This window comes from Mycobacterium shottsii (assembly GCF_010728525.1).
Lineage (GTDB): Bacteria > Actinomycetota > Actinomycetes > Mycobacteriales > Mycobacteriaceae > Mycobacterium > Mycobacterium marinum.
In genome coordinates, this window is the sequence record NZ_AP022572.1 from 4,959,218 (window position 1) to 4,972,668 (window position 13,451).

Annotated in this window: 12 protein-coding genes and 2 pseudogenes; 8 read left to right on the top strand and 6 right to left on the bottom strand. The window is 66.1% G+C overall.

Annotation, left to right across the window (positions count from 1 at the left end):
• Positions 1-15: 15 nt before the first annotated feature.
• Positions 16-1,328 (top strand): annotated as a pseudogene (gene aftC / locus G6N41_RS22980) (arabinofuranan 3-O-arabinosyltransferase).
• The gene (gene msrB, locus G6N41_RS22985; protein WP_198965752.1) at positions 1,325-1,753 is read left to right on the top strand and encodes a peptide-methionine (R)-S-oxide reductase MsrB; all 429 of its coding nucleotides are present in this window, start codon (positions 1,325-1,327) and stop codon (positions 1,751-1,753) included. The pseudogene aftC and the gene msrB overlap by 4 nt, the downstream one beginning before the upstream one ends.
• Before the next feature lie 22 nt (positions 1,754-1,775).
• On the opposite strand, the gene G6N41_RS22990 is transcribed toward msrB, so the two are convergent.
• Genes G6N41_RS22990 through hemE form a run of 4 tightly spaced genes read right to left on the bottom strand, consistent with a single transcriptional unit; the run spans position 1,776 to position 5,648 of the window.
• Entirely contained in the window at positions 1,776-2,525 is a 750-nt protein-coding gene (locus tag G6N41_RS22990; RefSeq protein ID WP_198965753.1) for a class I SAM-dependent methyltransferase, read from the bottom strand.
• On the bottom strand, positions 2,522-3,217 hold the full coding sequence (hemQ, locus tag G6N41_RS22995) for a hydrogen peroxide-dependent heme synthase (RefSeq protein ID WP_198965754.1): 696 nt from the start codon (positions 3,215-3,217) through the stop codon (positions 2,522-2,524). The genes G6N41_RS22990 and hemQ overlap by 4 nt, the downstream gene beginning before the upstream one ends.
• A 5-nt stretch (positions 3,218-3,222) precedes the next feature.
• Complete coding sequence (locus tag G6N41_RS23000) at positions 3,223-4,590, bottom strand: protoporphyrinogen oxidase (protein ID WP_198965755.1); 1,368 nt, start codon at positions 4,588-4,590, stop codon at positions 3,223-3,225.
• Positions 4,587-5,648, bottom strand: coding sequence for a uroporphyrinogen decarboxylase (gene hemE, locus G6N41_RS23005; protein WP_198965756.1), 1,062 nt, complete (start codon positions 5,646-5,648; stop codon positions 4,587-4,589). Before hemE ends, G6N41_RS23000 begins: the two co-directional genes overlap by 4 nt.
• Before the next feature lie 191 nt (positions 5,649-5,839).
• Here hemE and G6N41_RS29645 point away from each other — a divergent pair, with 191 nt between their 5' ends.
• From G6N41_RS29645 to G6N41_RS23020, 4 genes are all read left to right on the top strand, one after another.
• Positions 5,840-6,049, top strand: a complete 210-nt coding sequence (locus G6N41_RS29645) for a Clp protease/crotonase-like domain-containing protein (protein WP_265338842.1) — start codon at positions 5,840-5,842, stop codon at positions 6,047-6,049.
• Positions 5,952-6,578, top strand: a complete 627-nt coding sequence (locus G6N41_RS23010) for an enoyl-CoA hydratase/isomerase family protein (protein ID WP_259593241.1) — start codon at positions 5,952-5,954, stop codon at positions 6,576-6,578. The genes G6N41_RS29645 and G6N41_RS23010 overlap by 98 nt, the downstream gene beginning before the upstream one ends.
• 184 nt (positions 6,579-6,762) lie before the next feature.
• Complete coding sequence (locus G6N41_RS23015) at positions 6,763-7,299, top strand: DUF3000 domain-containing protein (protein ID WP_231608681.1); 537 nt, start codon at positions 6,763-6,765, stop codon at positions 7,297-7,299.
• Between the two features lies 1 nt (position 7,300).
• Positions 7,301-8,608: a ribonuclease D gene (locus tag G6N41_RS23020; RefSeq protein ID WP_198965758.1), complete on the top strand. Its 1,308-nt coding sequence runs from the start codon at positions 7,301-7,303 to the stop codon at positions 8,606-8,608.
• 10 nt (positions 8,609-8,618) lie between these two features.
• On the opposite strand, the pseudogene G6N41_RS23025 reads toward G6N41_RS23020, so the two are convergent.
• Together G6N41_RS23025 and dxs are read right to left on the bottom strand one after the other, a co-directional pair.
• A pseudogene (locus G6N41_RS23025) lies at positions 8,619-9,490 on the bottom strand (IS5 family transposase).
• 46 nt (positions 9,491-9,536) lie between these two features.
• Positions 9,537-11,450: a 1-deoxy-D-xylulose-5-phosphate synthase gene (dxs, locus tag G6N41_RS23030; protein ID WP_198965759.1), complete on the bottom strand. Its 1,914-nt coding sequence runs from the start codon at positions 11,448-11,450 to the stop codon at positions 9,537-9,539.
• Positions 11,451-11,653: 203 nt separating this feature from the next.
• Here dxs and G6N41_RS23035 point away from each other — a divergent pair, with 203 nt between their 5' ends.
• Together G6N41_RS23035 and G6N41_RS23040 are read left to right on the top strand one after the other, a co-directional pair.
• Positions 11,654-12,097, top strand: a complete 444-nt coding sequence (locus G6N41_RS23035; protein ID WP_012393810.1) for a CBS domain-containing protein — start codon at positions 11,654-11,656, stop codon at positions 12,095-12,097.
• A 55-nt stretch (positions 12,098-12,152) separates the two neighbouring features.
• Complete coding sequence (locus tag G6N41_RS23040) at positions 12,153-13,442, top strand: ArsB/NhaD family transporter (RefSeq protein ID WP_198965760.1); 1,290 nt, start codon at positions 12,153-12,155, stop codon at positions 13,440-13,442.
• The last annotated feature ends 9 nt before the right edge of the window (positions 13,443-13,451 follow it).

Sequence of the window (13,451 nt, forward strand, 5' to 3'; positions counted from 1 at the left end):
GGCTCGGCCGCCCCGGTGTACGGTGCGCTGGTGACCGCGGCTGACTCGACCCGAACCGGCTTGCGTGAATGCATGCAAGCCGCATTCCGTCCCCGTACCGGCCCACCGAGCGCGTCTACGATATTGCGCTCGGTGCTGTGGCCGGCGGCCATTTTGTCGGTACTGCATCGCGCCATCGTGCTGACCACCAACGGGAACATCACTGACGACTTCAAGCCGGTGTATCGGGCGGTGCTCAACTTCCGCCGCGGCTGGGATATCTACAACGAGCATTTCGACTACGTCGACCCGCACTATCTCTACCCGCCGGGCGGCACACTGCTGATGGCCCCGTTCGGGTACCTGCCCTTCGCGCCGTCGCGCTACCTGTTCATCTCTATCAACACAGCGGCCATCCTGCTGGCGGCGTACCTGTTGCTGCGGCTGTTCAACTTCACGCTGACCTCGGTCGCCGCTCCCGCCCTGGTGTTGGCCATGTTCGCCACCGAGACCGTGACCAACACCCTGGTCTTCACCAACATCAACGGCTGCATTCTGCTGCTCGAGGTGCTGTTCCTGCGGTGGCTGCTGGACGGCCGGGTCAGTCATCAATGGTGGGCCGGGATAGCCATCGGATTCACGCTGGTACTCAAACCACTACTCGGCCCGCTGCTGCTGCTGCCCCTGCTCAACCGCCAGTGGCGCACGCTGGTGACCGCCATCGTGATCCCCATCGCCATCAACGTGGCCGCCCTGCCGCTGATCAATCATCCGATGGACTTCTTCACGCGGACATTGCCCTACATCCTGAGCACCCGCGACTACTTCAACAGTTCGATCCAGGGCAATGGCATCTACTTCGGCCTGCCGAACTGGTTGATCCTGTTCCTGCGGCTGCTGTTCACCGCAATCGCGATCGCCAGCTTGTGGCTGTTGTACCGCTACTACCGCACCCGCGATCCCCTGTTGTGGTTCACCACATCCTCGGGTGTGCTGCTGCTGTGGTCGTGGCTGGCGATGTCGCTGGCCCAGGGCTACTACTCGATGATGCTGTTCCCGTTCCTGATGACGATCACGCTGCGTAACTCGGTGATCCGGAACTGGCCGGCGTGGCTGGGGATCTACGGCTTCATGACGCTGGATCGCTGGCTGCTGTTCAACTGGATGAGGTGGGGCCGCGCCCTGGAGTATCTGAAGATCACCTACGGGTGGTCGCTGCTGTTGATCGTGACGTTCACCGTGCTGTATTTCCGCTACCTGGACGCCAAGGCCGAAGACCGGGGTTGGATAGCGGGATCGATCCGGCGTGGCTGACCGCCGAGCGAGAGCGCGCTAGCGTGGACGCATGACCTCCTCCGACGCAGGCTCGCAGCGTCCGAAACTGCAACTCAGCGAAGACGAGTGGCGCAAGAGGCTCAGCCAGCGGGAGTACGACGTGCTGCGTCTGGCCGGCACCGAACGGCCGTTCACCGGCGAGTACACCGACACCAAGACGCAAGGCATCTACCAATGCCGGGCCTGTGGCGCGGAGTTGTTTCGCAGTACCGAGAAGTTCGAATCGCATTGCGGCTGGCCGTCATTCTTTGACCCGTCGGCCAGCGAGGCGGTGATCCTGCGTCCCGACCACTCACTGGGCCAGCTGCGTACCGAGGTGCTGTGCGCGAACTGCCACAGCCACCTGGGCCATGTGTTCGCCGGCGAGGGGTATCCGACACCGACGGATCTGCGGTACTGCATCAACTCGATCTCGCTGCGCCTGGTTCCCACCGACTAAAACAGCGCAATAGCGGGGCCGGTCAGTCCAGCCGGGTGGCGTGGACTTCCCAGAACGGGACATGCGCGATGCCGTCGGTCAGCCAGGGCTGGATCGTCTTGACCCGCTCCACCAAGGGCACGACCTGGTCAGCCACCTCAGGGTTTCGCGCGGCCATGGTTTCCAGCGTCTCCATGCTCACCGTGGTGCGGTAGGTGGTCGGCCCCAGATAGGTGATCTCCCAACCGCCAAGTGGCAGCATCTCGCGGAAGTTTTCCTCCGGTAGCGGTTGGATCGCGGTCAATCCGTTGACCTGGTGGGCGCCGAACTCGTACATGTAGAGCCGTGCGCCCGGCTTGGTCGCCCGCCGCAGCGCCTGCACGTAGGCCCTCTGCAGCTCGGGGGCGGTGCGGAAGGTGTGATAGAAGGCGCAGTCGACGACGGTGTCGAATCGGTTGTCCAAGCCTTCCAGCCTCGTGGCGTCGGCCACCTGGAAGTTCACCGACACCCCGGCCTTGGCCGCGTTGTCCCGGGCCCGCTCGATGGTGGTCGCCGATCCGTCGATGCCGGTCGCCGAGTAACCCTTGGACGCGTAATAGATCGCGTGGTGGCCGGGCCCGGTGCCCGGGTCGAGCACCTCCCCCTTGACCGCGCCCAGCGCGACCAGCTGCTCAACCACCGGTTGCGGGCCGCCGATGTCCCACGGTGTGGCCGCCGGCAAGCCGTGTGCCACCCGCTGGTCGCGATACATCTCCTCGAAGCGGGTGGGGTCGGTCGGATCCGGGGCGGTCATGGCAGCGAGTTCACCAGCTGCTCGACGGGCACCCGCGGCCCGCTGTAGAACGGCGTCTCCGCACGGGTGTGCCGTCGGGCGTCGGTGGCCCGCAGGTCACGCATCAAATCGACGATGCGGTCCAATTCGGGGGCCTCAAACGCCAGGATCCACTCGTAGTCGCCCAGTGCGAACGCCGGCACCGTGTTGGCCCGAACGTCCTTGTAGCCACGCGCGGCCATGCCGTGCTCGGCGAGCATGCGACGTCGCTCCTCGTCGGGCAGCAGATACCACTCGTAGGAGCGCACGAACGGATACACGCAGATGTAGGCGCCGGGCTCCTCGCCGGCCAGAAATGCCGGGATGTGGCTCTTGTTGAACTCGGCCGGGCGATGCAGCCCGACGCTGCTCCACACCGGAGTGCAGGCCCGCCCCAAGGTGGTGGTGCGCCGAAAGTCCGAATAGGTTGCCTGCAACGTTTCGATGTGCTCGGCGTGGGTCCAGATCATGAAATCCGCGTCCGCCCGCAGGCCCGCGACGTCGTAGAGGCCGCGCACCAAGACGCCGCGTTCCTCCTGCTGCTTGAAAAACGTCGCAGCGTCGTCGATCACGGCTTCGCGGTGGTCACCGAGTTCGCCCGGCCGCACAGAGAACACCGAGAACATCAGGTACCGAATGGTTGCGTTCAGGACGTCGTAGTCGAGGCGTGCCATGGCACCTATCGTGCCACTTGCGGGTTGAGCGCCCCAACGACGCCGTCCACCGCGCGGCCCGCCGCCCCGACACAGGCCGGCACCCCGATTCCGTCCAGATAGCTGCCGGCCACGGCCAATGTCGGGGGCAGCCCGGCCCGCACCTGCGCGACCAGCTCCCCGTGACCGGGACCGTATTGCGGCATCGCCTCGATCCACCGCTGTACACGTGAATCGATGGGATCCACCGTCACACCAAACACCGTGGCCAGGTCGTCGCGCGCCCACGAGAGGAGCTGGTGGTCGGACACGCGCTCGGCCAGGTCGTCGCCGAACCGCCCGAACGAAATCCGCAGCTGCTGGACGTCGCCCTGGATACGCCATTTCCGCGACGACAACGTGATTGCCTTGGCCCGCAACGGCTCACCGTTGGCCACCAGCACCCCGGAACACTGCGGGAAGGGGGTATCTGCTGGCACCGCCAGCGCCACCACTGCCGAGGAGGCACTGCGCACCCGGCTCGCGGCCGCGACGCTGCGTGGATCCACCCCGTCGACACCGTCGAGGATCCGCACCAGGCGCGGGGCCGGGATGGCCAAGATGACGGCGTCGGCGTGCCAGCGCCGGCCGGCATCGTCGTGCAGCGTCCAACCGGGTTCGATCTTGCTGACCGCGGCCTGCACCCATTGCACCCCACTGCGCGCGACCAGCTCCTCGACCAGCACCTGATAGCCGCCCGCCAAGGCGCCGAATACCGGACCGGCACCGGCCGGTGGCAAGCTCTGCCGAACCGCCTCGGTCAGGCTGGTGGCGCCGCGGTCCAGCGCCGCCGCCACCGCCGGGATGGCCGCGCGCACACCGATCGTGGCGGCCGAGCCCGCATAGACGCCGCACAGCAGCGGATCGACCGACCTGGTCACGGTCTGCTCGACGAACCGCTCGGCCACCAGTTCGGCCACCGCGGGATCGCCGCCCGGGCGCCAGTGCAGCGGCCGGTCCGGTTCGGCCTCGATCTGGGCAATCGTGGCGTCGTCAACCAGGCCGGCAAGCGAGCGCGCCGAAGCCGGGATCCCCATCACGGTGCCCGTTGGCAGCGGGTGCAGCTGTTGGCAGCTGTAGATCAGCGGCCGGGCGCCCGTGGTGGAGCGCTGCAGCCCGGACAGACCGAGTTCGGCGAGCAGGGCGGGCATCTCCGGACGGCGCACCACGAACGCTTCGGCACCCAGATCCATCGGCTGTCCGCCGACCCGCTCGGTGCGCAAGATTCCGCCCAGCCGATCGCTGGGGTCCAACAGGGTGATCGAGGCGTCTTCACCGACCGCCAGCCGCAACCGGAAGGCCGCGGTCAGGCCCGAGATTCCACCGCCCACAACACAATACGAGCCCGGCGTCATAGCGAGTGAACCAGTGACACCAGGTCGGTCAGCACCCCCGGATCGGTCTGCGGCAGTACCCCGTGCCCCAGATTGAAGACGTACCCGGCCGCACCCACGTCGACGGCCCGACGTCCATCGTCGACGACGGCGCGCACGGCGCGTTCCACCGCGGGCCAGCCCGCCAGCAGCACCACCGGATCCAGGTTGCCCTGCAGTGCAGTGCCGGGTTGCACCCGGGCGGCGGCATCGGCCAGCGCGGTGCGCCAGTCCACGCCGACCACCTTCGCCGTCCCCGGCTTGACCGCCTCCGACATCGCACCCAGCAGTTCAGCGGTGCCGACCCCGAAGTGCGTCATCGGAACACCATGCTCGGCCAGCGTGGCGAATACCCGTGCGCTGTGCGGCAACGCGTACTGGCGGTAGTCGGCCAACGACAACATTCCCGCCCACGAGTCGAACACCTGGATGGCATCCACCCCAGCACGGATCTGACCGAGCAGAAATTCGATGGTCAGGTCGGTCAACTTGGTCATCAACGCATGCCAGGTCGCGGGCTCGGCCAACATCATCGCCTTGGTCCAGGCATGGTGGCGGCTGGGTCCGCCCTCGACCAGGTAGGAGGCCAACGTGAAGGGCGCTCCGGCGAATCCGATCAGCGGAGTGTCACCCAGCTCGGCGACCAACAGCTCAACCGCGTCGAGCACCGGCGCAATCGACTGGGGGTCAATGGGTTGGATCGCGTCGACATCGGCAACCGTACGCACCGGCGCAGCGATGACGGGTCCGACATCGGCCACGATGTCCAAGTCCACACCGGCCGCGCGCAGCGGTACCACGATGTCGGAGAACAGGATCGCGGCATCGACGTGGTAGCGGCGGATCGGTTGCATGGTGACCTCGCAGGCCACCTCGGGTTCGAAGCAGGCGGCCAGCATGCTGTGCTGGCGGCGCAGCGCCCGGTATTCCGGCAGTGAGCGGCCGGCCTGCCGCATGAACCACACCGGTACTCGGCTGGGTTTGCGGCCGGCCACCGCGGCCAGATAAGGCGACTGCGGAAGGTCGCGACGGGTACTCATCGGCCTCAATGCTGCCATGAGGGCTGCCATGAGGCGGTTTGGGCGGCCCCGCAGGCCATCGGGCCGCTGCGTAACATCACGACGGCAACCAGCTGGCAACCATCAACGGTCAGGAGCGCCGCATGCCACTCACCTACTAAGATTTCCCCAGCCTTCGCTTCGAGCCGGGTGAGCACGGCGTGCTGAATCTGGTGCTGGACTCCCCCGGGCTGAATTCGGTCGGACCGCAGATGCACCGCGACCTCGCCGACGTCTGGCCGGTGATCGACCGTGACCCCGACGTGCGGGTGGTGCTGGTTCGTGGTGAGGGCAAAGCGTTTTCGTCCGGGGGCAGTTTTGAGCTCATCGACGAAACGATCGGCGACTACGAAGGCCGAATCCGCATTGCGCGAGGCCCGTGACCTGGTGCTAAACCTGGGCAACCTCGACAAGCCGGTGGTTTCGGCGATTCGCGGCCCGGCCGTTGGCGCCGGTCTGGTGGTAGCGCTGCTCGCCGATATCTCGGTGGCAAGCGCAACCGCGAAAATCATCGACGGCCACACCAAGCTCGGGGTGGCGGCCGGTGACCACGCCGCCATCTGCTGGCCGCTGCTGGTCGGCATGGCCAAGGCCAAGTACTACCTACTCACCTGCGAGACACTGTCCGGCGAAGAAGCCGAACGCATCGGCCTGGTCTCGACGTGCGTCGATGACGATGAGGTGCTGCCCACCGCCACCCGGCTGGCCGAGAATCTGGGGCAGGGGGCGCAAAACGCGATCCGCTGGACCAAGCGCAGCCTCAATCACTGGTACCGGATGTTCGGGCCGACCTTCGAAACGTCGCTTGGCCTGGAGTTTCTCGGGTTCACCGGCCCCGACGTGCAGGAAGGCCTGGCCGCGCACCGGCAGAAGCGTCCCGCCCGGTTTACCGACCGCACCGAGGGGCCCTAGCCGGCGACGAAGCGGCGCGCCTGTCCCCGCGTGTCGACCGATGGGTCTACCGTCGAATTCTGTGAACCGCGCCGACGATAAGACGGGGCGCAGCGATTGGGGGGGCACCTCCCGCTTGCGGGGGAAAGGAGCGGCGCTTGTGACCTCAGCCGAACCGACCCCTTTCCGCGAGGCGGTAGCGGCGATGAACGCTGTCACCGTGCGGCCCGAGATTGAACTCGGCCCCATCCGCCCGCCACAGCGGCTGGCCCCGTACAGCTATGCCCTGGGGGCCGAAGTCAAGCATCCCGAGCTCGACATCGTGCCCGAACGATCCGAAGGCGACGCTTTCGGACGGCTGATTCTGCTCTATGACCCTGATGGTTCTGACGCGTGGGACGGCACCATTCGCCTGGTTGCCTACATTCAGGCCGATCTCGACTCGCACGAGGCGATCGATCCGCTGCTACCGGAAGTGGCGTGGAGTTGGCTGGTGGAGGCGTTGCAATCACGCACCGAACACGTGACCGCGCTCGGCGGCACCGTCACCGCCACCACATCGGTGCGCTACGGCGACATCTCCGGACCGCCGCGCGCCCATCAGCTCGAGCTACGAGCGTCGTGGACGGCGACCACACCCGATCTAGGCAGCCACGTCGAGGCGTTCTGCGCTGTCCTCGAGCACGCCGCGGGCCTGCCGCCGGCCGGGGTCGTCGACCTGGGCTCGAGGTCGCGCGCCTGATATGTGCTCAGCCCTATCTCCTGAGGGGAACGAACCGCCGGAGGGCACAGCACCCGAAGCCACTCCCCTGCTGAGCCCGGCGAGCGGGGTTCCGGAACTCTCCGTGACCGCCGGCCAGATCGAGGCGGCCGCGACACTCCTGGACCGCGGCAGCGGGCCCTTTGCCGTCGACGCCGAGCGCGCATCGGGCTTTCGTTACTCCAATCGGGCCTATCTGATCCAGATCCGGCGGGCCGGCGCCGGAACGGTGCTGATCGACCCGGTCAGCCACGGCGGTGACCCGCTGACCGTGCTGCAACCGCTGGCCGAAGTGCTGGCCAAAGACGAGTGGATCCTGCACTCGGCCGACCAGGACCTGCCCTGTCTGGCCGAGGTTGGGATGCGTCCGTCGGCGTTGTACGACACCGAACTGGCGGGGCGATTGGCCGGGTACGACCGGGTGAACCTGGCGACCATGGTCGAGCGGCTACTCGGCATGGGCCTGGTCAAAGGCCACGGCGCCGCCGACTGGTCCAAGCGTCCGCTGCCGTCGGACTGGCTCAACTACGCCGCGTTGGACGTGGAGTTGCTCATCGAGCTACGCTCGGCGATCTCGGGGGTGCTGGCCGAGCAAGGTAAATCCGACTGGGCCGCGCAAGAATTCGAGTATCTGCGGACGTTCGAATCACGTTGGGTGCCGGCCACCGCCCGGCCGGACCGCTGGCGGCGAACCTCGGGGATCCACAAAGTGCGTGACCGGCGAGGTCTGGCCGCCGTTCGCGAGTTGTGGATAACCAGAGACCGCATCGCCGAGCGTCGTGACATCGCGCCCCGCCGGATTCTGCCGGACTCGGCGATCATCGATGCCGCCCTCGCCGACCCGAAGTCGGTCGACGACCTGGTGTCATTGCCGGTGTTCGGCGGGCGCAACCAGCGCCGCAACGCGACGATGTGGCTCGGGGCCCTGGACGTCGCGCGCAAGAGCCAGCATCCGCCGGAAGTGGCCGAACCCTCCAATGGGCCGCCCGTTCCGGCGCGGTGGAGCCGACGCAAACCCGAAGCTGCCGCGCGCCTGGAGGCCGCCCGCGCGGCGTTGTCCGAGGTGTCGGATTCGGTGGGAGTGCCGACGGAGAACCTGGTCACGCCCGAGCTGGTGCGGCGCCTGTGCTGGGACTGGGCACCGGTGGCCGCCGCCGAGATAACCAGCACCATCGATGAATTCTTGGCCACCGGGCAAGCCCGGGTCTGGCAGCGTGAGCTGGTGGTACCCGCCCTGGCCGCGGCGCTGGCCAATGCCGCCGAACCCGAGACCGAACCGGGCGCCCGCTAGGTCCTGTCTGCTAATTGCGGACGCGGTGGTAGGTGATGATGGCGGCCAGGGTGACACCGCCGAGGTAGGTCAGGGCGTATTTGTCGTAGCGGGTGGCGACCGCGCGCCAGTGTTTGAGCCCGTTGAAGCTTCGCTCGACGGTGTTGCGGTGCTTGTAGATTCGGCCTGAGAACCCCGGAGGCCGTCCTCTGTTGCGGCCTTTGGCTTTGCGGCGGGTGATCTGGTCGCTGCGCTCGGGGATGGTATGGGCGATCTTGAGCCGGCGCAGCTGTGCCCGCGTCGAGTCATGGGAGTACGCCTTGTCCGCCAGCAGGCGAAACGGGGCGTATGAGTTGCTGCACCGGGCGGCCAGCAATGGCCAAAGCATCGGATTATCACCGGCTTGACCGGCCGACAGTGCCAGGGTGACCGGACTGCACAGCTGGTCGGTCAAGGCGTGGATCTTGGTAGTCAGCCCGCCGCGGGAACGCCCAATGGCGTGGTCATCGGGCTCATCGAGATATTTCTTGTAATTCGACAGATCCCCCTGTGCGGCGCCCGGGGCGCTCCGGCTGCGTGTTGGTGGGCGCGCACACTGGTCGAATCGACCGACAACAGTGCGCCCAGGTCGGCGTCCTCGGCGTCGAGGTCAGAGGCGATCGCCGCGAAGATCCGCGCGTAGATGCCATCGACCGACCAGCGTAGATGCCTCTCGGCCACCGATTGCCAGGGACCGAAGTGCTCGGGCAGGTCACACCACGGAGATCCCGTACGGTAACGCCAGATAATGCCCTCCAGAGTACGTCGATGATCGTTCCACGGCCGGCCACGCCGCCGCCCCGCAGGCAACACCGCCACGATCAGCGACCACAAATCATCAGAAATCGCATGCGTCCGCATCACCCAAACAGCATCAGCCAAAACACCATTCACATTAAGCAGACACGCCCTAGTCGAGATGTTCTTTGATCTCGGCTTCCGAAACGCAAGCACCCAGCGCGGCAACCCAACCGGTGACCCGGCGGGCCACGTCCTGATCGGTCAACCCCAGGTCGGCCAGCAGTTCACCACGCGAGGCGTGCTCGAAGAACTGCTGCGGCAACCCCACATCGCGACAGGGCACGTCGATCTCGGCACGCCGCAGCGCAGCGGACACCGCTGACCCGACGCCACCGTTGACGCCGTTGTCCTCCAGCGTCACCACCAGCTTGTGCGCCACCGCCAGGTCGCCGATCCCATCGGCCACCGGCAACACCCAGCGAGGGTCGATCACCGTCACCCCGATCCCCTGGTTGTGCAGCCGTTTGGCCACCGCCAGCGCCATCGACGCCAATGCACCTACCGCTATCAGCAGCACGTCGTGGTTCAAGCCGCTAGCCGGCACGGCCAACACATCCATGCCATCGCGCCGTTCCAGTGCCGGAATATCTTCGCCCACATCGCCTTTGGGGAACCGCAACGCCGTCGGACCATCGCTGACCTCGAGCGCCTCGCCAAGTTCCTCCCGCAACCGGGCGGCATCCCTGGGCGCGGCTACCCGCATTCCGGGAACGATGCCCAGCATCGACAAATCCCACATGCCGTTGTGGCTGGGACCATCCGAACCGGTGATCCCGGCCCGGTCGAGCACCATGGTGACCGGCAGCTGGTGCAGCGCGACATCCATCATGATCTGGTCGAATGCGCGGTTCAGGAACGTCGAGTAGATCGCGACGACCGGGTGCATTCCGCCCATCGCCAGCCCGGCCGCCGACGTCATCGCGTGTTGCTCGGCGATACCGACGTCGAACAGGTGGTCCGGGAACTGCTGGCCGAACGCGGTCAAACCGGTGGGGCCCGGCATCGCGGCGGTGATGGCCACGATGTCGCGGCGCTTGCCGGCGTATTCGATCAAGGCATCGGCGAACGTCGTCGTCCAGCCCGGGCCCGCCAGCTTGGTGGCCTGCCCGGTGGCCGGGTCGATCGGAACCGTGGAGTGCATCTGCTCGGCCACGTCGGCCTCGGCCGGGCCGTAACCCATTCCCTTGCGGGTGACCACGTGCACGATCACCGGGCCACCGAAACCGCGGGCACTGCGCAACGCGACCTCTACCGCCCGCTCATCGTGTCCGTCGACCGGGCCGACGTACTTCAACCCGAGGTCGGTGAACAGCAACTGCGGCGACAGGGAGTCCTTGATACCGGCCTTGACGCTGTGCATGAAGTGGTAACAGACTTCGCCGACCAGCGGCACCGCCCGTACCACGTCTCGGCCCTTCTCCAGCACCTGTTCGTAGGCCGGCTGCAACCGCAGCTTGGCCAGGTGATCGGCGACCCCGCCGATGGTGGGCGCGTAGCTGCGCCCGTTGTCGTTGACGACGATGACCACCGGCCGGTGCGAGGCTGCGATGTTGTTCAACGCTTCCCAGCACATGCCGCCGGTGAGCGCGCCGTCGCCGACCACCGCAACCACATGCCGATTACGGAGCCCGCTCAGCTCGAACGCCTTGGACAGACCGTCGGCGTAGGACAGCGCCGCGCTGGCGTGGCTGGATTCCACCCAGTCGTGTTCGCTCTCGACCCGGCACGGATAACCCGACAACCCGCCCTTCTTGCGCAGGCTTTCGAAGTCCTGGGCGCGGCCGGTCAGCATCTTGTGCACGTAGGCCTGGTGACCCGTGTCGAAGATGATCGGATCATGGGGCGAGTCGAACACCCGGTGCAAAGCCAGCGTCAGCTCCACGACCCCAAGATTCGGTCCCAGGTGTCCCCCGGTGGCGGCGACCCTGTGCACCAGAAACTCTCGGATCTCCTGGGCCAGATCACGCAACTGCGCCTGAGACAGGTGCTGCAGATCAGCGGGACCACGGATCTGTTCCAGCATCCCGCCAGTGTACGCAGCGCCTGCGCGTCGGAGCCATCATTGACCTCCGCCGCCCATCATCTCGACGGCTTGATAGCGTCGGAGACCGGTGAGCCGGGAAGCCTGGTCGGCGTCTGATTGTCCTGCAAGCACTTACGACGCGAAAGAACACGATGGGCGCAAATGAGCTAACCCTGACCACACCGGCAACGTATGGTCACCATATGCGCGCCGAGGACATCGCCGAGGAGTATCCGGTAATCAGCATCGACTCAGACGCACTCGAGGCCGCACGCACGCTGGCCGAGCACCGCCTGCCCGGGTTGCTGGTTACCAAGAAAACCGGCAGTCCCTACGCGGTGTTACCGGCGTCGCAGGTGGTCCGATTCATCGTTCCCCGCTATGTCCAGGACGACCCATCGCTGGCCGGTGTGCTCAACGAATCGATGGCAGACCGCTGCGCGGAGAAATTGCGCGGCAAGAAGGTCAGCGATGTGTTGCCCGATCACCTCAATGACGTTCCGCCGGTCAATGCCGACGACACCATCATCGAGGTGGCCGCGCTGATGGCTCGGTTGCGCAGCCCGCTGCTCGCGGTGGTCAAGAACGGCAAGTTGCACGGGGTGATCACGGCATCGCGCCTTCTGGGAGCGGCGCTAAGGCCTTGATCTCAACGGATTCAGCGATAGACGGTCTGCGGGTAAAGGCACAGGTAGCGACTCGATGAGCATTGTCGCGGTCGCCATATTTGTGGTGGCTTATGCGCTGATCGCCAGCGAACGCGTCAACAAGACCCTAGTGGCGTTGGCCGGTGCGGCGATCGTGGTGATGCTGCCGGTCATCAATTCCGAGGACGTCTTCTATTCCCACGAGACCGGGGTCGACTGGGACGTCATCTTTTTGCTGCTCGGCATGATGATCATCGTCAGCGTGCTGCGCCAGACCGGTGTGTTCGAATACGTCGCTATCTGGGCGGCCAAGCGGGCCCGCGGCAAACCACTGCGGATCATGATCCTGTTGGTGATCGTCACCGCGGTCGCATCGGCGCTGCTGGACAACGTCACCACGGTGTTGCTGATCGCCCCGGTCACCCTGCTGGTGTGTGACCGGCTGGTGATCAACCCGGCGCCGTATCTGATGGCCGAAGCGTTTGCCTCCAACATCGGCGGCACCGCGACGCTGGTCGGTGACCCGCCCAATATCGTCATCGCCAGCAAGGGCGGGCTGACGTTCAACGACTTCCTGATCCACCTGGCTCCGATCGTGGTCATCGTGATGGCGGTGTTCATCCTGATGCTGCCGCGCCTGTTCCCCGACGCATTCGAGGCCGACCCCGAGCGAGTCGCCGACGTGATGTCGTTGGAAGAGAAGGAGGCCATCCGCGACCACGGCCTGCTGATCAAGTGCGGCATCGTCTTGCTCCTGGTGTTCGCGGCATTCGTCGCGAATTCTGCGCTGCACGTGAAGCCGTCCATGGTGGCGATGATCGGTGCCGGCATTCTGGTGGTCGTCTCCCGGCTGGACCACTCCGATTATCTGTCCAGCGTCGAGTGGGACACGCTGCTGTTTTTCGTGGGTCTGTTCATCATGGTCGGCGCGCTGGTGAAAACCGGTGTGGTCACGCAGGTCGCGCAAATGGCGGTGACCGCGACCGGCGGCAACACACTGCTGGCGACCATGGTGATCCTGGCCGCCTCGCTGGTGATCAGCGGCATCGTCAACAACGTTCCGTACGCGGCCACCATGACGCCGATCGTCGCCGAATTGGTGCCGGTCCTGGTCGACAAGGGCAACCCGGACGTGTTGTGGTGGGCCCTTGCCCTGGGCACCGACTTCGGTGGCAACCTCACCGCTATCGGGGCCAGCGCCAATGTCATCGTCCTCGGCATCGCCAAGCGGGCGGACAATCCCATCTCTTTCTGGGAATTCACCCGCAAGGGCATTGTGGTCACCACGATGTCACTGGTGCTGGCCGCCATCTATCTCTGGGTGCGCTACTTCGTGCTGAGTTGACCAGTGCAG